A 20433-nucleotide genomic window follows, 5' to 3' on the forward strand; every position below is an offset into this window, starting at 1 on the left:
TTTAGATTGTCGACAGAGACGCAGAGCGCGAGTAACAGTAATTGCTGGTTATTACTGCTACTATTCTTAGGAGATTTCGCTGAGTAAAACAAGAGATTGTCACTGATCATTTGCTGGTCTTCTGACAAACTTTTACCGTGATTTTGCTATAACATCATAACCAGCCTAACAGCTCACGGAGCAGCCACAGCGGCAAGTTGTGACTTAACCCGTCACAACCCTCTGAAAGTGGCACGATGTCGCCACGTGAGAAACCGTTGCAATCTACCTTTAACCCAAAGGAGTTTGAGTATGTTTCCAGAATATCGTGAGTTAATATCGAAACTTAAATCGAGTCATCCCCGCTTTCAGTCACTGTTCGAGCGTCACAACCAGCTCGACCATCAAATTGTCCGCTTAGAGGGGCCATCGGGTGCCGGTTATTCCGAAGAGGTGGTACGGTTGAAAAAGGAGAAATTACATATCAAGGATGAACTCTATAAAATTCTGAAAAGTGAAGATAAGCCATACAAATAACGGCGTGACAGTGCTGGAGTTAACGCATCACTGGCTGTGGCATCAATCACGTCGGCTTTATGGTTACCGTGGTTTGTGACACGGTAACCATAAAATTGCTAGGTAAGCGACCCATCCTCGCCCTCCCCGCTTACCTAGAAAACAGAGCGGTTGTTTAGATAACGAGCAATTGCACTGAACAGTGAAATTTTGCGTTGACAGCCTCGGAGTAGCCGGATATTATGCGCCCCGTTAACGCAATTCCTCTGTAGTTCAGTCGGTAGAACGGCGGACTGTTAATCCGTATGTCACTGGTTCGAGTCCAGTCAGAGGAGCCAAATTCAGCGCCATCAGCTTAGCAATAAGCTGGTGGCGTTTCTGTTTTCGTGTTTCGACTGCGGTTTTAACGGTTGTTGCCAAGCCATCCCTGTCTAACTGATGCAGCCAATAATGTGCTGCTCAGCGTGGATATGGTGGGCGGTCGAATCCTGTCTCGGGTGGTAAATCATCAAGCCGCGTTGCCAAGGTTACGCGCTAAATCTGCTATCCTGCAACAGAGGGAGTTTAAAACCCTGCTATCAAGATCCGAATGAGGCCCGAATGAGAAAGATCCTACTCAGTATTGTCCTATTACTGATTGCTGCACTACTTGCTGGTTACTATCTGCTTAGCCAGTACGGCATCAGTGAACAGGCTATCAACGCCTATCTACAGCGACACAACGAATACCAACGGCAAATTGGCGTACCGGGCGTGGTCGATACTACTGTCGTGTTGACTAATTTGCGGACAGAAATTGGTCGCAGTGAACCGGATAAAGTGACACTTTCCGCCAATGCCAAGATCAATATCAACTCGTTGCTTGGCCCTCAGAGCAGTGAGATGCAACTGACACTGAAAGCACAGCCGTTTTATGATCGCGAAAAAGGCGCCATCTTTCTTAGAGAGATGACGTTGGTTGATTACCAGCTACAGTCAGAAAAAATGGACGTGATGATGAAAGCATTACTGCCTTATCTGAATCAGTCGCTGAAAGCCTACTTCAACCAAAAACCGGCTTATGTACTCAACCGCGAACAGAGCAAACTACAGGCACTGGCCCACAAGATGGCGAAAGGGCTTGAGGTCAAACCAGGCAAACTGGTTATTCTGCTCACCGATTAACACGTTGCCGTAGATAACCGGTTTATCAGCCGCCATAGCCTAATGATTGGTTTTGGCGGCTCGGTACGGCTTACTCACCATCGGCGGAAGGTTCTGTCAGCTCGGCATACATCGCTGCAATGGCATCGCGGGTGATGATTGCCAGCGTGCGATAAAAAGCCGTGTTGGCATGCGCTTCCACTTTGCCAAGAAAACGGTCACACCAAGGTAACAGAAACTGATCAAAGAGTGTGATTTGCGCTGTATCACTGGCTGTTTGATGATCCTCCAACCAAGAAGCCGCGAGCAGTAGCGCGCCAAAGTGATCGCTGGGCCCTTCAGCCAACGGCATCCCCTGTTGCTGGAGAAAATCGCGCAATAACGCTTCACTCTCCTGCTGATCATACTCGGAACGCACGGGTGGCACACGGCACTCACTACCGATAAACAGTGCATTAAAATCATTGGCAAGTGCAGGCATATCCTGCTGTTTTAGCTTACCTAATAACTGATCTTGCTCCAATGGCCAATGCTGCACAATTTGCCCGCTATTAATCAGCTCAAACAGCGGCGCTAATAGAGGATCTTGTGGGTGACGGTAAAACAGAGAACCTAACACCCGACATACAACAGAAAACTCATTCATGGTTACACCCTATACGGCATAGTTTGCTGATCATTCAATCGCTACAACTGTGCGAACTCTGCGATAGCCGGTCTACCGCGTTGTTCAAGAAAGTTCAATAGACGCCTTGGGCTACCATTTAAAATCCGCTCGGCGGGAAACTGCACCGCATCAATAATCGCTTCACAATGTTCAAACTCCCCCATCGCGAATGCCACATGCGCATCTGAACCCAACGACAGCCAACCGCCGGCATCACGCACCGCAGCCGCCACCTGGCGACAATTCTCTTCGCTGCCTTTGCGTGAATGGGTTAATGAGGAGTTGTTCAGTTCCAGTGCCACCTGATATTTTGCTGCTGCCGCCGCAACTGCCGGAATATCTATCGGATAGCGAGGATTACCAGGATGGCTGATAATATGCACATTACCCTGTGCCATAGCGGCGATCACCGCTTGAGTATTGGTGGCCTGATCTTGTGCTGCAAACACCGCCTCATGAAAACCGGCGATCACCAGATCCATCTCATCCAGCATCATCCCCGTGCAATCAATGTCGCCAGCCACATTTTTAATATTGGCTTCAATACCGCGCAGAATAGCGATGCCATCAACCATTCGCGGCCAAACACGCATATTGATGAAATGCCAGTGATGTGGTGCATCAGTCATATCCGGGCCATGATCCGTAATGGCAAATAACTTGATATTTTTGCGTTTAGCTTCGGCGATATAGTCATGCAACGTGCTGTAAGCATGGGTACTTGCTACAGTGTGCATGTGTAAATCAACAGGATACATCGTTATTTCCTTTTTAAGGTGCCTGGCAAGAGTTTAAGAGAATCAACAGTACAATGGCAACTCACCGCGATCGGTTTATCACAGGCTCAGACAACACCACAGCCACAACCCAATTTCTATTAACGCTATAGGGATAAAAAGCACAGCTTAGGCTTGCCCGCTATGGGGTATTTGCGGGAAAATGCGCGCCAACTGTTGCCACACTCAACCTAACCCATCTGTTGGACAATATGTTTCAAGATAACCCGCTGCTGGCGCAGCTTAAACAGCAACTTCACTCTCAAACTCCACGCGCTGAAGGCGTCGTCAAGGGCACTGAGAAAGGTTTTGGCTTTTTGGACGTCGATGGACAAAAAAGCTATTTTATCCCACCGCCCTACATGAAAAAGGTGATGCATGGCGATCGTATCGTCGCGACATTGCACACAGAAAAAGAGCGTGAAGTGGCGCAACCGGAAACCCTGGTTGAACCGTTCCTGTCACGCTTTGTCGGGCGAGTACAGAAGAAAGATGAACGGCTATTTATTGTGCCCGATCATCCATCGATTAAAGAGGCTGTCGCCTGCCGACCAATACGCGGCCTGGAGCACGATTTTCAGGCGGGTGACTGGGCGGTTGCTGAGATGCGCCGTCATCCACTGAAAGACGGTGACCGTGCTTTCTATGCGGATCTGACCCAATTCATTACCCATGCGGACGATAATCTGGTGCCTTGGTGGGTAACGTTGGCACAACATAATCTCGAGCGTGCGGCGCCCGAGATGGTTGCCGTCACACGCCAGGACGGCTCACTCACACGGGAAGACCTCACTGCATTGGATTTTGTCACCATTGACAGTGCCAGCACCGAAGATATGGATGACGCGCTTCATGTGCAGCAGCATGAAGATGGAACAATCCAGTTAACGATCGCAATTGCTGATCCGACAGCTTATGTCACACCAGGCAGTACTCTGGACAATATTGCACGCCAGCGTGCCTTCACCAACTATCTTCCGGGCTTCAATATTCCGATGTTGCCGCGAGAGTTATCTGATGATCTCTGCTCGCTGCGCCCACATCAACGCCGGCCAGTATTGGCTTGCCGCGTCACCGTTGCCAGCGATGGTTCTTTGGCCGACGATATTGATTTTTTTAGTGCCGAAATCGAGTCAAAAGCCAAACTGGTTTACGATCAACTGTCTGACTGGTTAGAGCAGGGTAGCGGTTGGCAGCCGCCTTCAGAGGCGATCAAACAGCAAGTGTTGTTACTCAAACAACTGGCTGATCGGCTGAGCGCCTGGCGCCAGCAGAATGCACTGGTATTTAAAGATCGCCCCGACTATCGCTTTGTACTTGGTGAGCAGGGAGAGGTGCTGGATATTGTGCAGGAACAGCGCCGCACTGCCAACCGGATTGTGGAAGAGTGCATGATTGCCGCCAACATCTGTGCTGCCACAGTGCTGCGTGAACGGTTAGGTTTCGGGATCTACAATGTCCACACCGGCTTTGATCCACAACTGGTAGCACAAGCAGTCACGCTACTACAGGCTAACAACATCAGCGCAGATGCCGAGCAGTTGTTAACACTGGAAGGCTTTTGCCAGCTACGCCGCCAGTTAGATGCCCAATCCAATCCATTTCTTGATAGCCGTATCCGCCGTTTACAAACCTTTGTCGAAATCAGCACCACACCGGGCCCACATTTTGGCTTGGGGCTGGCTGCTTATGCCACCTGGACTTCACCGATCCGAAAATATGGTGACATGGTTAACCATCGGCTGTTGAAAAGCGTTATCGCCAACCAGCCGGCAGTAAAACCGGGTGATGATGTGATCAGCCAGTTAGTCGAACGGCGCCGTTTAAACCGTCTGGCTGAACGTGATGTCGGTGATTGGTTATATGCACGTTTCTTGCAGACAAAATCTGCCGAACAACAGAGTTTTCATGCTGAAATTATTGATGTTTCGCGTGGTGGCTTACGTGTTCGTTTACAGGAAAATGGCGCTGTTGCCTTTATCCCTGCTTCTCATCTGCATCCAGTGCGTGACGAAATTGTCTGTAGTCAGGAGACTGGCAGCGTACAAGTAAAAGGTGAGGTGATCTATCGCCAAGGCGACAGCCTACAAGTGAAAATTGCCGAAGTACGCATGGAGACACGCAGTGTGATCGCCAAACCGCTACCTTGATGGTGTGCTGTGGCTATTGAACAGCAGTAAACATGCCGATAAGCAACAGGCTGGAGCGAGATTGACCCATCGTTGTCATCTGCTCCAGCCTGTTTGTCTATCTGGTGTGCGGCTTGAAAACAACACCACAGAACAGCATCACGATAATCATACCGACTAGCGTGTGCAGTTAGCTGCCAATGCTGAGATTAACAGCGGCGATCATAGTTCCAGTCGTTCTGCTCCAGTTGCTGGATATTTTCCACCACAATGTCGACCAGAGCCGCCAACATTTTCTGCCCTTTCTCAATACTCGCGAAAGTGGGATCGCCAGTCGCTCCGGTAGCGGAAACTTCTGAAATATCCCAAATCAACTGGATATGCTTGCTGTAGCGTAGTGAGTCTTCTGGCATTTGACGTACTGCTTTAGAGAGATCACACAGTTGTGGACAAACTGCTGCGGTAATAGAAGACTCCCCTTCCCCACCATGGCCCAGACCATTCCAGCCAGCGAAGAAATCAGGCCCGAGACGATCGCCCAAAATTGCCCACCAGGCAGGCAAAAAGGCAAACACCACCTCTTTATGACGCGCCTTAACCTTACGCTGAGCGATCTCCAATGGCGCGATATTGCCATCGTGACCGTTGAGCACAAAAATGTGTTTGATACCGTACTGGATCAGGCTCTCAAACATATCTTCAGCCAGCGCGATCACCGTCTCAAAACGCAGCGTGATAGCCATTGGATTCGCGTTGTAGTGCATCGAGGTACCATAAGGAATACCCGGCAGCACCAGTGTGCGCTCCAGCCGCTGTGCAGCCTGCTGTGCTACCTCGGCAGGAACAAACAGATCAGGCCCTAGCGGCAGATGACCACCGTGGCTTTCACAGCTACCGAACACGGCGATCACGCTATCAATCTGGCGTTGCTGTAGTAATGTCTCCAGTTCAGCGGTGCTGAACTCATTGAGCATAACTTTCTTCATGCTATCTCCTACTGTTTTAGTTCGCTACGCGCGTCAATGACTCTGTTTTAAAACTGATCTATTAATGCTTTGCTGTCATCATTGGGCGGATAAGCGCATAAGTGACGATGGTCAGCAACAGTGCCAATAAACCGGTTGGCCAGTTAGGCAGCACATTGTAGAGAGAGAAAGCCAATCCGGCAGACATACCCAGAACGGCACTGATCACCCCTGCCCAGTTAAAGTTTGGTTGCTTATTCAATTGATCCAACGGATAGTTGCAACGGCGCGAAAGGTAGTAGTCGGCCAACAACGGGCCAGCCAACGGTGGCGCCATCGTACCCAGATAGGTGATGAACTGAGAGAACAGAATTTGATAAAAACCCAACGACCCGAGCAGCGTACCTAAAATACCGACAATCAAGATCAACGTTTTCTTGTTCACCTTAATACCGACTGAATCGAGCACTGGGCCAGTGTAGAGCGAGTTACAGTACAGCTCGGCATCGTTGGTTGTCCAGAGTGACAGTGTCCAAGTAAGCACACCAATTGTCGCCAGAATAACGCTCTTGCCCAGCATCCAGGTAACGTAGTTAGGCATACCTACGGTGACTGTGCCGATATACCCCACCACATTCAACAGCGGATTGGTAAAGATAAAGCACGCCGCCGCACCGAGCAGCACCGCAGTAACCGATTTATTAAAGCGGAACAGGTCGACCCCCATCACGGCACCGGCGATCCAGCTACCGATCACCATCGTAACGGCAGTAGAGAGTGGTAACCCGCTGTTCTGATCAGAACGGGCGATAAACTCCGCTAACCCGCCCCCTTCATGCAGCATAGCAACACCGGTAGTGACCGCAATCAGCATGATGATCGGCGAAACAGGAATGGCAATAATCTCAAGCCCTTTCATGCCATACAACGAAGTAAAGGTAAACAGCAACCCGGCGATCAGGCAGGCGAGAAACACTTCCAGTGTGATCATACTGCCGGTATAGCCATATGCCTCGGGATTAAACACGATGATGCCAGAAGGGTTACCGAGGAACGATCCCCAGATATCACCCACCATGCCGGTGATGGCAGCAAACCAGCCCAAGGTGAGCAGCCCCATTGCGATCATGGGTAAATTGGCACCTAAACGCCCGTAAGAGTAACGGCTGATCAACGCCAGACTTAAACCGGTTCTCTGTGCCATCACCCCCAGCAGTGAAGTGAGAACAAACAGCGCACTCATACCAATCGCAATCGCCAGCAGAGCCTGGGTAAACGGCATCCCTGGCTTGCCGCCGACACCCGCTAAGGTACCGCCAATGAACAGCCCGGTGGCAACATAACCAAAACCGACCCATACCAACACCTGTTTCCAGGTTGGACGACGTGCTGATTGAGGGATCGGGGAAAACATAAAATCCGCGTCTGTTGGCGGAGGAGGTGTCTGTGTATGCTTACTCATTTAATGACCTATCTATTATTTTTATGTACCGGGCTTTCTATAGTTATTAGTACAAAAAACCACGGTAGATGAAAAAAAAACGACCGAAAAATCGTTTAGCAGACATCAGTGTAAATTAACACACGGATTTTTTTGCCTTTTCGATTATCCAGCATTCCCTGCGTGCAGTGGTTCATAAAGTCAAGACCTGATAGCCTGCGCAACGATTTTTATCTTCACCGCACACTGTTCAATGCAGATAACGACACAGGAACTGAGCAGCTCCTGTCTCACGTCAACAGCGCTACAATGCAATCATTTTGTCGAGACGAACGTCAAAATAAATCGCTAACCGTGATAATGTCAAACGCCAATTATGGATTATGCGAGCCAACTTCGGATAAACAGGAGTAAATCCCAAAGAAATCAATGGTAACATTTTGTTATAATTGAAAAGAAAAATCTGTTTAGTTCACGTTTCCTTTGACTTAATTTAACCTTCTGTTAACCATAAAGCTGATTTTTATTAAAAATAAATCCACAAATGTCGTCACTAATCTGTCAGTTGGTCAGGGCGAGATCACGAATGTTCATTGAGCAATAGTTGCATGGAAAAAAGACCAATCTAGAGCATTAAACGCACAAATCTGGTTCCAGACAGGTTATGTATGACTACACACCGACTGCATTGGTTAAAGTTTATGCATTCATGCGGTTGCCCTGGGTGGAAAACGTTTACGCGCTTGCCCTGATATTCCGTATGATGTATTGACGAATCAGTGATACTCATTATTGACCCGTTCGAGGAAAATATTCATTGATTAGGTCATTATAAAGCAACCTATCTACCGTAAAGTCAATGGTATTAGACGAGACTATTCCATGTTGTAATTCTGGAGGGAAATCATCTATTGATGCATAGTTTGTAGGTACCAAGAATCTAAAATAATCTCCCATTTTTGTTTCCCCATCGAAACCAACTGGATAGTCCTCACCATCATAACTTCCTTCAATAGCATGATAAACAAAAAAACCTTTATTAACTGGTAAATTAGCCTCGCTATAGCATCCTGATTTTTTTAAATCTTTCTCTAATTCATTGAAAATATGCTCTCTATCTAGATTGGAGCGTTTACGCCATGCAGAATACAAGTCAACATAAAACCCCCCTTCCTTATTGATTGGATAGCGAATGAAATCCTTTGATTCTTCCCATATATATTCATTTAACTGATCAAGTAATGTTTCAATGTTATCTATGCATAATAATTTCTTGGGTAGATCACCAAAGCAATTATTCACCATCATTGCGATACGCCCATTTTTGTCCATGGCAAACCAAGTAAATATTGTTCCAAACTCTGGAACCCAATTTTCATCTAATATATTCATGATTATTTCCTTTTTGGCCAAGTGATTGAGCAATTGGGACATGGTGGGATAATTGCGTCTGGGAGTATTTCATCCTTTTTCCACATGTCTCTTGGTCTCAATGCTTCTGTGAATTGAATTCTTGAGGGTTCAACTCCTTGTCTGATAAGTTGATCTGCTGCTGATACCTCAGCACAAGTCCCTACTCTATTTTTACAAAAACTAGTGAATTCACCGATTTTAACACCTAACTGTTTTTCAACATAGATTACGGTTTTAGGATGTAATGTTTCCGCAGAAATACGAGCATTACTATTCCCGACAGCAATCTTACCTGTTGTAGAATCGTACGCAGCGACTATTGTGGCAACCTTACCTGCCTGATTTTTAGAAGAAAATTGGTTAATTTCATCCAGTAAATTTTGCCGTGCTCGTCCGATTAGCTGCTGCATATTCCTAGCCTCAGCCCTCCTTTGAGCACGCAAGAACCCCGATGACTCTCTGGCGGCCTTGCTCTTGGCGATATTCTCAAGCACTCGTTGCCTAATAGTCGGATCTGGAGCTAACTTCGTCGGTGCCGTAGCTTTAGCCAAACTCCCCAACCCCACACCCGCAGCCTTTGCCCCATACACCATACCGACAGTATCCTGTACGGTCATCGCGATCCTTGCCCAAGTCGGTCGCGGATCTAGTGCATGTAATGTTGTACTGTTTCTATGTTATGACTGGTTCTTGTTTCTTTTTATCAAAAATATCGAGGAGTCATTGATAAATACATGCACTGACTCCTCGAATGACTATTTTTTAATTTTTATTGTTTGTTTTTTCTATCAAATTACCATCAGTTATGAACCATTCAGTATATGATTGCTCTTCCTCATCATCAATTCTAAAGTAACCATCTACTTTTTCTTTTGCACAAATCTCACTCACCATATCTTTAATGTAATAGATGGCTACACCATTTATATTGGCACCGAAAGAAATAATACTAATCCAATTAATCTCTTCACTTGGATAATGCCAGCATTTTTTATATAGCTCAGTCATCTCTAAAGATAAGGAGTATTTGTTAGAGTTTTTAGCAAAAGATACATTGCTTTCCTTTATTTTTCTCACCTGTTCAAAATCACACTCAATCCATCCTCTTGTTAAAATAAATCTTGACATTCTTAATCTCCTAATCCAATCATTACTTTCCCACCTTTTTCCTCAATATAAGCTCTTATGGTTGGATGTACTCCATATTTAAACCAAAATTGAGCCTCTTTACCTTGTTGATTAGCTAGTTCAATAGTCTTTTTTATTTGCATTCTTGTTGATTTACTAAGGAAGTTTTTTGGTTTATCTACCGCGCTGTAAGTGCGTTTAACTTGCACTATTGCTTTGTCAGTAACAACATCATATTCACGGCCGCCTATAACTTTGGCAGTTCCTCCTAATTTTTTTCGAACAAGATCTTCGTAATGGACATCAAGAGCTTCTCTTACTTTTTGTTGTCTAAAAAGATTTTTTACAGTATTTGTAAGGGTTAATTTCTCACTATTCATTAATCCAGAGGGATTAATGTCATATCTAAGAGGGCTGGTTTTTCTCGTTGAATCTATTTTTGTGCAGAGATTACCCAACCCCACACCCGCAGCCTTTGCCCCATACACCATACCGACAGTATCCTGTATGGTCATCGCAATCCTTGCCCAAGTTGGCAGTTTATCTACGGCCTCTTGGTATTTTCTGGCATATTCCACCGATTCAGCTTGATCCTGTGCCAGCTTGGCCTTCGCTTGCTCAAGAGTGTAGCCGTTTTCGAGCAAACCAATCAACTGATGTGAATAATCACCGATCAATTCGGCATAGTGCGCCATCTCGTCAGGAAATTGTTCGCGTAGGTCGTAGTAGGTTTGGTATTCAGCGTAACCTCGGTAGCTTTCTTGTGCCTGTAACAGTTTTTTGTGTTCTGCCAGACAGGCGGCACTGGTTTCATCTTCACACGCCGTGAACAGATTTTGCTGCTGTTGTGCTGCTTTTTTTACCAGACTAGCCCGTTGTTGCTGCTCATTGGCGTTGAGTGTGCCGATGCTCGCTTTACGATCAAGCGCACTTTTGCGCACCTGATCAGCGGCATTGAGGTAGCCATTTTGAGTTTTACTCGCTGTGCGAGCAGCGATAATTGGGTTGAGCCGAGTAAACAACTGATTGTAGTTTTCAGGTAATGCAAAGTAGCTGTATTCGGTATTGCTGATCAAATGCCGACAACGGATATAGTCATAACGCACACTGATGTGTTCAATCTGTTGTCCGGTTAGGCTGTCCAGATGCAATGCAAACGAGGCAATCGACGCGCCACGCAGCTCAATATGGTAAAACTGCTCCAAAGCACCTGCAGGATTGATACGGTAGAGATAAAAATCGAGAAAATAGCGCTCACTGCTATCGATACCTGCCGCTAATAGCGGTGTTGCTCTATCGAGCGATTTGCTAAAGGTAAGACGACGCGCATAATCCATCGGTTGGCCAATTTCATCCGCAAACAGGGAATGCACAGACATTTCGTTCGGGTGTGCAGCCTGAAAAGCGTTGCCCAAAGAGGCATATGAGCCGCAGTTGCGTGAGATATCTCCTTGTTGTTCACCGATCATGGTGAGATAAATGGGGTAGGACATAGCACAAGGTTCCCTGTTTTATTTATGCCAATCAGAATTTGTTTATAAATCAGTGTATAACTTTGCTGGGCTATTTCCATGATTTTTTATAATGAAAATTGCACCATAACAAGTTATTAAACCAGCAGGGCGGGACCCCACTTTTAAATTGATTGATTTTTAAGCAAGAATGGCCTGCTACGTAAAAAAACACCAAGTTATTCCTGAAATTTCATCAGATTTTATGTGCGGACGCCTAAAGTATAAATATTAAGCAAAGTAGGATCCCGCCCTGGTCAGTTGGTTTACCTTGCTATGGGCGGAGATTTTGCCAGCACGGATTACTCCCCCAACTGACCGTGACCAAATGCGTGTTGCCAATCCTGTGCAAACTGGTCAATGGCCGCCAGCACGGCGGGTGTGCTAATTAGCTGTTCTGCCACATCAACCGGTAATGTGATCGCTTGACAGCCGGCCAGTAGACATTCAACCGCTTGGCGTGCAGTTTTAAAACTGGCTGCTAATAGCTGAGTTTGTGGCGCATGTAAGCTGAGCAATTGCTGTAATTGACCAACCATCTTGACGCCATCACCGCCCTGCGCATCGAGCCGACTCACATAAGGCGCCACATAGTTAGCCCCTGCCAGTGCCACCAGCAGCCCTTGGCCAGCAGCATAAACTGCGGTGCCCAGTGTACTGACCGATTGTGCAGTTAACATTTTTATCGCCGCCAAGCCTTCTGCAGTCGCAGGGATTTTAACCACCAGATTAGTGACCCGCTGTTGTAACCGCAGCGCCTCCTCAACCATTTGATCAGCATGGCTTGCCAGCACCTGGGCAAACAGCCGCCCCTCACCACCGAGAGCATCGCGCAATGCGGGCAGCACTTCCCACAGTGGTTTGCCTGCTTTGGCAATAATAGAGGGATTGGTGGTGACACCTTGCAGTGGTAACACACGTGCTAATCGTTTCACTGCATCGATATCAGCACTATCAAGATAAAGCTCCATATCACACCCCACTGGTTACAATGACGGCCAATTACAGCTCCAGCGTTCACGGCTAACGCTGCAACAGTCGGAAGCTGTCGCTGACGGCTGCCCAACTGGGGCGCTGACACTGTGCGGCAAAGCGCTTGATATTGATGCCATCATGGCTGAGGTGATGCGTGATCACGCCTTCTATCTGCGTAGTGGTGGCGGCTTAACAATCTCGGGAGGCGAACCGTTTATGCAACCTGACGTTGTCGCACAACTGTTAAAACGCAGCAAACAAGCGGCGCTTCATACCGCAGTGGAGTCATCGCTGCATGTTCCCTGGCGTTCGATTAGCTGCGCCCTACCCTGGCTAGATCTAATGCTAGCAGATCTGAAACATGTCGATGCCGCACGTTTTAAACAGTGGACACAAGGATCGCTAGCGCGCGTATTGGATAATTTCCGCCGCCTGGCTGCCAGCAATACCCACGTGATTGTACGCGTACCGCTGATCCCGGATTTCAACGCAGATCGTGATTCAGTGCGTGCGATCATTGATTTTGTTGCAAATGAAACTAACGCCAGCGACATCCACTTTTTGCCCTATCACACCTTGGGTATCCACAAATATGCACTCCTTGACCGCCCCTACACCGCAGCCCGAACCCCGTTAGACGATCCAGAACTGCTGGCTTTCGCACAGGAGTATGCCTGTCGCCAAGGCTTAACAGCGCTATTGCGAGGATAACTTCCATGACAACGCTTGATCTCACCACACTGACTGCACGCATCCAAGCGCACAAGCGCGCACTGATACAGATTGTCACACCGCCAATCTGCACCGAGCGTGCGCAACACTACACCGAAAGCTACCAGCAGCATCAAGATAAACCGCTGCCGGTTCGGCGAGCGCTGGCACTGGCGAATCATCTGGCACAGCGCACCATCTGGATCAAACACGATGAGTTGATTGTCGGTAATCAGGCGAGCCAAGTGCGCGCCGCGCCGATTTTCCCTGAATATACCGTCAACTGGATTGAGCGTGAAATTGACCATCTGGCCGATCGTCCGGGCGCTGGTTTTTCGGTCAGCGAGGCAGACAAGGCAGTCCTGCATAAAATTTGCCCGTGGTGGCGAGGGCAGACGGTGCCACTAATGAGATAACAATGAACGCAAGACAACAACGTATCTTACAACTGGTCAATGACCATTTTCGTATTACAGTCAGTCAATTGGCAGACACTTTTACTGTTTCTGAAGTGACGATCCGTCACGATCTGACGCTATTGGAGCAGCGCGGTTACCTGAAACGGGTACACGGCGCAGCGATCGCGCTGGAGAGTGATGATGTCGATGCACGGATGATGTCCAACTTCACGCTGAAGCAGCAACTGGCACACTACGCAGCAACACAGATTGCTGGCGGTGAAACAATTTTTATTGAAAGTGGCAGCACCAATGCCCTACTGGCACGTCAATTGACGGCTCGCAGCGACATTACCGTGATCACCGTTAGCCACTACATTGCCAACCTGTTAAAACAGGCCGCGTGTGAAGTGATTGTGCTCGGTGGTATCTATCAGAAAAAGAGCGAAACAGTCGTCGGCCCTCTCACCCGCGTCTGCATCCAGCAGGTGTATTTCAATAAAGCCTTTATCGGCATTGATGGTTACCACCTCGAGACCGGTTTTACCGGGCGTGACATGATGCGCGCCGATATTGTCAACGCGCTACTGGCGAAAGGGAGCGAAAATATTATTCTGACTGACTCAAGCAAGTTTGGCCAAATCCAGGCCAACCCGCTACAGCCTATCAGCCAGATCCAGCGCGTGATCACCGATGCACGGCTAGCTCCGGACTATCAACATGCACTGCGCAACTTAGGTATTCAACTCGATCTGGTCAGCGGCTGAACATTGTCCTCACTCGCGACAGCAGCAATCAAGCAAGTGATCGTTCACCATACCGATTGCCTGCATAAAGGCGTAGATAATGGTTGAACCGACGAACTTAAAGCCCTTTTGCTTTAAATCAGCACTGATTTGATCTGAGATAGCGGTAGTTACGGGCACGTCTGCCGAGGTTTTCGGGTAGTTAATCAGCGGTTTATTGTCAACATAGCGCCAAATAAACTGATCAAAACTGCCATATTCACGCTGTAGTTCAATAAAACAGCGGGCATTATTGATTGCAGCCTCGATTTTCCCCCGATGACGGATAATTGCCGGTTCATTGAGCAATGCCACCACGTTCTGTTCATCGTAAGCTGCCACCTTAGCCGGCACGAACTGATCAAACGCGATTCTAAACGCCTCACGCTTCTTCAGCACCGTGAACCAGGACAACCCAGCTTGCATCCCTTCTAGGATCAACATCTCAAACAGCCGGTTATCATCGTGCAGTGGCTTGCCCCACTCATGGTCGTGATAATCGATATAGAGCTGCTGATTGCCAGCCCAAGGGCAACGTGTCACCATCACTCACTCCTTATCATATTCCCAGTTGTTCAGCGATTCGCAGTAGCTGCCGTGAATTCAGTTTAGCTGTCGCGAGTGACAATCTCCTCCCGAGTTAACCGCGAGCGTGGTTAGCCACCGGCCAATTTCACCTTCATCCCTTTCGCTTCCAGCAGTTGTTTCAGCAACTCGCGCTGATCACCCTGGATCTCAATCACGCCATCCTTAACTGCGCCACCACAGCCACATCTTTTCTTCAACTCTGCTGCCAACTGTGCCAGTTCAGCATCCGCCAAATCGATACCGGTGATCACACAAACGCCCTTCCCTTTGCGCCCGCTGGTCTGGCGCTGAATGCGCACAATACCATCACCCTTGGCACGTTCAGCGACCACAGGTTCGGCTTTGATGCGCCCGCCATCGGTTGAGTAGACTAGGCGGCTATTGTTGCCCAGTCGCTGGTTATCTTGCATTGTGAAATCCTTAGCGCAGAGAAGCGCGGAGTGTGGCCAAGGTTGCCGCAGGATCGGCCGACTGGGTAATCGGCCGCCCGATCACCAGATAATCCACCCCACAACTGACCGCTTGACGTGGGGTCATCACCCGGCGCTGATCGCCCAGATCGCTGCCCTCGGGGCGAATGCCGGGCGTCACTAACTGAAATGTTTCACCACAGGCGCGCTTAAGATGTTGCGCTTCCTGAGCCGAACAGACAACACCATCGAGACCACACTCGCGCGTTAAACGGGCAAGATGCTCCGCGTGCTGTAATGGTGTGCGTGCAATACCGACACCATGCAGATCTTCCGCCTCCATACTGGTTAACACAGTAACGGCAATCAGCAGTGGTGCATCAGCACCATAGGCGGCGAGCGCCTGTTTTGCCGCCTGCATCATCCGTGCGCCACCACTGGCATGGAGATTGACCATCCACACCCCCAACTCTGCCGCTGCGGCTACTGCACGGGCTGTGGTGTTGGGAATGTCATGAAATTTTAAATCCAGGAACACGTCAAAGCCGCGTTGCTGAAGGTCACGCACCATCTGCGGACCAAACAGCGTGAACATCTCTTTACCGACTTTAAGACGACAATCACGCGGATCAATCCGATCAGCAAACGTTAACGCGGCATCGCGGCTAGCATAATCAAGCGCGACAATAATCGGTGAGGCAGACGGGGCTTGCTCAGATTTTTCGGTCAATTGCATTGTGGCTACCTTGTGTAAAGTGGAGAGACTGCCAGCAAAATAAGCGTTGAGCATTCTACCTGCCTATGGCTGAAAATCCCAGTTAACAGCCTATTTCATCAACGCGCTTTGGCTTGCCATGCGATTCGCTAACGCGTTACTGACTTGGGGGTAATTGCAGTTTTTGCCAGCCATTAGCGTGCAAACGGACAGTGACAAGCGCACCGAACGGCAGCGCTGCTGCGCACATCGTCGTTCTACCTGTGCTTCCCCACCACCCGCTACGCGACAGACTATACTTAGCGCAATTGGCAGCGCTACCGCTTAATCATCTATGGAGTTTCTATGTCGCTTGATAATAAACCCGCTCGCTCGGCAAGAGCGCCCAGTTACTTGGACGCAATGATCCCAATCATCAGCCTGATTATTTCGGTTGGGGCCTCGGTCACCCTGTTTGGCCTGGATGCGGTCAAGGGGCCGTTGCAGGTCGCGATCATCCTCAGCGCGATGGTGACCGCGATCATCATTCTAAAAAATGGTCACAGTTGGGATGAGATTTCGGAATCTGGGCAGAAAGGGATCTCAAGCGTGGTTGGCGCTATTTTCATCCTGTTTGCTGTTGGTGCATTGATCGGGACGTGGAACATGTCCGGCACCATTCCCACGATGGTCTACTACGGCATATTACTGATCACCCCCAACTGGTTCTATCCGATCGCTTTCCTGGTCTGTATCGCTGTCTCTATGAGTATCGGCAGTTCTTGGACCACGGCGGGCACATTAGGGGTGGGCATGGTCGGCCTGGCTAACATGTTGGGATTATCACCGGAAATTACTGCCGGTGCGGTGATTTCCGGCGCCTATGTCGGTGACAAAATTTCGCCTCTATCGGAGACTACCGTATTGGCTGCCCAGTTGAATGGCGTGGATCTGTATAAACATATTCGGGCACAACTGTGGACAACCATCCCAGCAGCACTGATCACCCTGACGGTATTTGTCTTATTGGGGCTGCATCAGCACAGTGCCTTTGACGAAACTGTCACCAACAATGAACTGACTCGCTTCGATGAGTTGTTTCACATCACGGCATGGAATCTGTTACCGCTGCTATTTCTATTGTTGCTGTCGATTGCCAAAGTCCCGGCTTCACTGGCGATCATGTGTTCGGCACTGCTGGCGGGCATTATGACCTGCTTTATGCAACCCCAAGTGATTGAACGTTTTGTTGCCGAACCAGGTCTGGCAATGCCACTCGCGGCGATCAAGGCTATCTGGATAGCGATGGCGACCGGCTTCCAAGAGAGTTCCGGGATCGAGCAGATCGACATGTTGCTGTCACGAGGCGGAATGGACAGCATGTTATTAACCATCTGGCTGATTATTGGCGCAGTCACTTTTGGCATCATGGTCGATGACTTTGGTTTGCTGAATAAACTGGTTACTCCGCTGCTGCTACGTGCCAAATCTGTCGGTCGGCTATTGGCCTCGGTGGTCGCCACCGCATTTGGTCTCAATATTGCTGCTGGCGACCAGTACATCGCCCTGCTGCTACCGACCCGACTATTTAAGGCTGAATTTGAAAAACGCGATTTGGCTCCGGAAAATTTATCACGTGCCGTTTCTGATGCCGGTATTGTTACCTCACCGCTGGTGCCCTGGAACTCCTGTGGTGCTTACATGGCAGCTGTGCTCGGCGTTTCAACGCTGTCTTACCTGCCATTTGCCATCTTTAACATTGCCGCGCCATTACTCACCCTGGCTCTGGGTATTACCGGGATCAATATCCGTTACCTGGCTAAAGCCAAAGGATAAAGTACATCTACCGTTTAGCACACCACCTGTTGCCGATTGGCGCAGGTGTTAATCATCTTCCCGCTGGCGACCAAGTGGTTGCCAGCCTTCGATATGGCAATCAGCCCTCTGTTGGCTAGCAAGGAGTGAGACATGAAAGATAAAAATGCAGGTGCTGCTGGAAAATGTCCAGTGATGCACCGTGGTGTCACATCGTCCAGTATGCAGACTATGGCGTGGTGGCCCAACGCACTGAACCTAGATATCTTGCATCAGCATGACAGCAAGACCAATCCGTTGGGCGCGAACTTCAATTACCGTGAACAACTCAAGCAACTCGACGTGCAAGCGCTAAAGAGAGATCTCAAAACGCTGCTGACCGATAGCCAATCTTGGTGGCCAGCCGACTGGGGACATTACGGTGGCCTAATGATCCGCATGGCTTGGCATGCGGCTGGCACCTACCGTATCGCTGACGGTCGTGGCGGTGCTGGCACTGGCAACCAGCGCTTTGCCCCGCTCAATTCATGGCCGGACAATGCAAACCTCGATAAAGCGCGTCGTTTGCTGTGGCCAATCAAGAAGAAATACGGCAACAAACTGTCATGGGCTGACCTGATCATTCTTGCTGGCACGCTGGCCTACGAATCTATGGGATTGAAGACCTTCGGTTTTGCCTTCGGCCGTGAAGATATTTGGCATCCCGAGAAAGACATCTATTGGGGATCGGAAAAGGAGTGGCTGGCTCCTACCGGTAGCACAGGCAGTCGCTATTCCGGTGAGCGCGATCTGGAAAACCCACTGGCTGCGGTGATGATGGGCCTCATCTATGTCAATCCGGAAGGTGTGGACGGTAAACCTGATCCGCTTAAGACGGCGCATGATGTGCGTATCACGTTCGCCCGTATGGCGATGAATGACGAAGAAACGGTCGCCTTGACCGGTGGTGGTCACACGGTTGGCAAGGCGCACGGCAACGGCAATGCAGCTAACCTTGGCCCCGCGCCTGAAGGTGCCGAACTGGAACAACAGGGGTTAGGCTGGCAGAACCACACCACACGCGGAGTAGGTCGCAATACGGTAACCAGCGGTATCGAAGGCGCCTGGACTACGCACCCAATGAAATGGAACACGGGCAAGGGGGGCTACTTTGACTTACTGCTACGCTACGATTGGGCGCTAAGCAAAAGCCCAGCGGGCGCTCACCAGTGGGAGCCAATCAACATCGCCGAAGAGGATAAGCCGGTCGATGTGGAAGACCCTTCGATCCGTTACAACCCGATCATGACCGATGCCGACATGGCAATGAAGATGGATCCGCAATATCGTCAGATCGCTGAGCGCTTCCGTGACGATCCCGCCTATTTTGAACAAGTGTTCGCCCGTGCTTGGTTCAAGCTGACACATCGCGACATGGGGCCGAAAGCGCGCTATATCGGCCCAGATGTACCAGCGGAAGATCTCCTCTGGCAAGATCCGGTGCCGACAGGTGGTAAAGATTACGATGTTGCAGCGGTGAAGGCGAAGATCATCGCGGCTGGACTGACAATCAGCGAAATGGTGACGACAGCCTGGGATAGCGCGCGTACTTTCCGTGGTTCGGATAAGCGTGGTGGCGCTAACGGCGCACGCATTCGCCTCGCGCCACAAAAAGATTGGCAGGGCAATGAACCTGACCGTTTGGCTCGGGTACTGGCTATCTATGAACAGATCGCTGCTGACAGTGCGATCAGTATTGCGGATGTGATCGTACTGGCTGGCAACATTGGCATCGAACAGGCCGCTAACGCAGCGGGGATAGCGGTATCGGTGCCATTCTTACCAGGTCGTGGTGATGCGACACAACAGCAGACGGACGTCGACGCTTTCGAGGTGCTCGAACCACTGGCCGACGGCTTCCGCAACTGGCTGAAGAAGGATTACGTCGTCAGCGCTGAGGAACTGCTGCTCGAACGTGCGCAACTCATGGGGTTGACTGCCTGCGAAATGACGGTATTAATTGGCGGAATGCGGGTATTGGGCACCAACTATGCTGGCAGCCAACACGGGGTGTTTACCGATCGTGTCGGTGTACTGAGCAACGATTTCTTCGTCAATCTGACCGACATGGCCTACAGTTGGCAACCAACCGGGCGCAACAGCTATGCCATCATTGACCGCAAAACCGGAGAGACCAAATGGACGGCAACGCGCGTTGATCTGGTGTTTGGATCGAACTCTGTCCTGCGTGCTTACGCCGAGGTGTATGCCCAAGATGATAGCAAGGAGAAATTTGTGCAGGATTTTGTCGCAGCATGGAGCAAGGTAATGAATGCTGATCGCTTTGACCTGTGCTAACCCTAGCTGGTTAAGTGTTGCTCTAGTTTTTAATAAAAACAATTGCTTAACT

The 20433-nt window shown here is 49.3% G+C and carries 19 protein-coding genes, 1 tRNA gene and 1 pseudogene; 9 read left to right on the forward strand and 12 right to left on the reverse strand.

Annotated features, from left to right (window positions below; all coding sequences use genetic code 11):
* Nucleotides 1–291 precede the first annotated feature (291 nt).
* The 3 genes from EOJ37_RS07475 (at nt 292) to EOJ37_RS07485 (ending at nt 1659) form a co-directional block, all read left to right on the forward strand.
* On the forward strand, nt 292–516 hold the full coding sequence (locus tag EOJ37_RS07475; RefSeq protein ID WP_127959307.1) for an HP1242/YdcH family protein: 225 nt from the start codon (nt 292–294) through the stop codon (nt 514–516).
* A 241-nt stretch (nt 517–757) separates the two neighbouring features.
* Nucleotides 758–833: transfer RNA gene (locus tag EOJ37_RS07480), tRNA-Asn, on the forward strand.
* 262 nt (nt 834–1095) lie between these two features.
* Nucleotides 1096–1659 carry a lipoprotein gene (locus EOJ37_RS07485; RefSeq protein ID WP_127959308.1) on the forward strand — a complete coding sequence of 188 codons (564 nt, stop codon included), beginning with the start codon at nt 1096–1098 and terminating at the stop codon, nt 1657–1659.
* Between the two features lie 70 nt (nt 1660–1729).
* On the opposite strand, the gene EOJ37_RS07490 is transcribed toward EOJ37_RS07485, so the two are convergent.
* Together EOJ37_RS07490 and EOJ37_RS07495 are read right to left on the reverse strand one after the other, a co-directional pair.
* The gene (locus EOJ37_RS07490; protein WP_127959309.1) at nt 1730–2284 is read right to left on the reverse strand and encodes a TorD/DmsD family molecular chaperone; all 555 of its coding nucleotides are present in this window, start codon (nt 2282–2284) and stop codon (nt 1730–1732) included.
* A gap of 41 nt (nt 2285–2325) precedes the next feature.
* The gene (locus EOJ37_RS07495; RefSeq protein WP_127959310.1) at nt 2326–3063 is read right to left on the reverse strand and encodes a phosphatase; all 738 of its coding nucleotides are present in this window, start codon (nt 3061–3063) and stop codon (nt 2326–2328) included.
* Nucleotides 3064–3293: 230 nt separating this feature from the next.
* Between EOJ37_RS07495 and EOJ37_RS07500 the strand changes: the two genes are divergently transcribed.
* Nucleotides 3294–5231 (forward strand): exoribonuclease II, encoded by a 1938-nt coding sequence (locus EOJ37_RS07500; protein ID WP_127959311.1) that lies wholly within the window; start codon nt 3294–3296, stop codon nt 5229–5231.
* A 188-nt stretch (nt 5232–5419) separates the two neighbouring features.
* On the opposite strand, the gene EOJ37_RS07505 is transcribed toward EOJ37_RS07500, so the two are convergent.
* From EOJ37_RS07505 to fsa, 7 genes are all read right to left on the reverse strand, one after another.
* Nucleotides 5420–6196, reverse strand: coding sequence for a creatininase family protein (locus tag EOJ37_RS07505; RefSeq protein WP_127959312.1), 777 nt, complete (start codon nt 6194–6196; stop codon nt 5420–5422).
* A gap of 61 nt (nt 6197–6257) precedes the next feature.
* Complete coding sequence (locus EOJ37_RS07510; protein ID WP_240651679.1) at nt 6258–7589, reverse strand: purine-cytosine permease family protein; 1332 nt, start codon at nt 7587–7589, stop codon at nt 6258–6260.
* Nucleotides 7590–8405: 816 nt separating this feature from the next.
* Complete coding sequence (locus EOJ37_RS07515; RefSeq protein WP_127959314.1) at nt 8406–9008, reverse strand: hypothetical protein; 603 nt, start codon at nt 9006–9008, stop codon at nt 8406–8408.
* Nucleotides 9009–9010: 2 nt separating this feature from the next.
* Nucleotides 9011–9646 carry a hypothetical protein gene (locus EOJ37_RS14830; RefSeq protein WP_240651680.1) on the reverse strand — a complete coding sequence of 212 codons (636 nt, stop codon included), beginning with the start codon at nt 9644–9646 and terminating at the stop codon, nt 9011–9013.
* A 145-nt stretch (nt 9647–9791) separates the two neighbouring features.
* Nucleotides 9792–10157 carry a hypothetical protein gene (locus EOJ37_RS07525; RefSeq protein WP_127959315.1) on the reverse strand — a complete coding sequence of 122 codons (366 nt, stop codon included), beginning with the start codon at nt 10155–10157 and terminating at the stop codon, nt 9792–9794.
* Between the two features lie 2 nt (nt 10158–10159).
* Complete coding sequence (gene tssD / locus EOJ37_RS07530) at nt 10160–11650, reverse strand: type VI secretion system tube protein TssD (RefSeq protein WP_127959316.1); 1491 nt, start codon at nt 11648–11650, stop codon at nt 10160–10162.
* Nucleotides 11651–11970: 320 nt separating this feature from the next.
* On the reverse strand, nt 11971–12639 hold the full coding sequence (gene fsa / locus EOJ37_RS07535) for a fructose-6-phosphate aldolase (protein ID WP_127959317.1): 669 nt from the start codon (nt 12637–12639) through the stop codon (nt 11971–11973).
* Between fsa and EOJ37_RS07540 the strand changes: the two genes are divergently transcribed.
* The 3 genes and pseudogenes from EOJ37_RS07540 (at nt 12638) to EOJ37_RS07550 (ending at nt 14519) form a co-directional block, all read left to right on the forward strand.
* Nucleotides 12638–13354, forward strand: a complete 717-nt coding sequence (locus EOJ37_RS07540) for a glycyl-radical enzyme activating protein (RefSeq protein ID WP_127959318.1) — start codon at nt 12638–12640, stop codon at nt 13352–13354. The genes fsa and EOJ37_RS07540 overlap by 2 nt on opposite strands.
* Before the next feature lie 5 nt (nt 13355–13359).
* A pseudogene (locus EOJ37_RS07545) lies at nt 13360–13755 on the forward strand (pyruvate formate lyase family protein); the annotation flags it as partial.
* 17 nt (nt 13756–13772) lie between these two features.
* Complete coding sequence (locus EOJ37_RS07550; RefSeq protein ID WP_127959319.1) at nt 13773–14519, forward strand: DeoR/GlpR family DNA-binding transcription regulator; 747 nt, start codon at nt 13773–13775, stop codon at nt 14517–14519.
* 9 nt (nt 14520–14528) lie between these two features.
* On the opposite strand, the gene EOJ37_RS07555 is transcribed toward EOJ37_RS07550, so the two are convergent.
* From EOJ37_RS07555 to pyrF, 3 genes are all read right to left on the reverse strand, one after another.
* Nucleotides 14529–15080 carry a DNA-3-methyladenine glycosylase I gene (locus EOJ37_RS07555; RefSeq protein WP_476707480.1) on the reverse strand — a complete coding sequence of 184 codons (552 nt, stop codon included), beginning with the start codon at nt 15078–15080 and terminating at the stop codon, nt 14529–14531.
* Nucleotides 15081–15193: 113 nt separating this feature from the next.
* The gene (yciH, locus tag EOJ37_RS07560) at nt 15194–15535 is read right to left on the reverse strand and encodes a stress response translation initiation inhibitor YciH (protein WP_127959321.1); all 342 of its coding nucleotides are present in this window, start codon (nt 15533–15535) and stop codon (nt 15194–15196) included.
* A 10-nt stretch (nt 15536–15545) separates the two neighbouring features.
* On the reverse strand, nt 15546–16271 hold the full coding sequence (gene pyrF / locus EOJ37_RS07565) for an orotidine-5'-phosphate decarboxylase (RefSeq protein WP_127959322.1): 726 nt from the start codon (nt 16269–16271) through the stop codon (nt 15546–15548).
* Between the two features lie 324 nt (nt 16272–16595).
* On the opposite strand from pyrF, the gene nhaC reads away from it, so the two are divergent.
* Both nhaC and katG read left to right on the forward strand, forming a co-directional pair.
* Nucleotides 16596–18065 carry a Na+/H+ antiporter NhaC gene (nhaC, locus tag EOJ37_RS07570; RefSeq protein WP_127959323.1) on the forward strand — a complete coding sequence of 490 codons (1470 nt, stop codon included), beginning with the start codon at nt 16596–16598 and terminating at the stop codon, nt 18063–18065.
* Nucleotides 18066–18197: 132 nt separating this feature from the next.
* Entirely contained in the window at nt 18198–20381 is a 2184-nt protein-coding gene (gene katG, locus EOJ37_RS07575; protein WP_127959324.1) for a catalase/peroxidase HPI, read from the forward strand.
* Nucleotides 20382–20433: the final 52 nt, after the last annotated feature.

The organism is Serratia microhaemolytica, from assembly GCF_004011885.1.
GTDB lineage: Bacteria > Pseudomonadota > Gammaproteobacteria > Enterobacterales > Enterobacteriaceae > Serratia_G > Serratia_G microhaemolytica.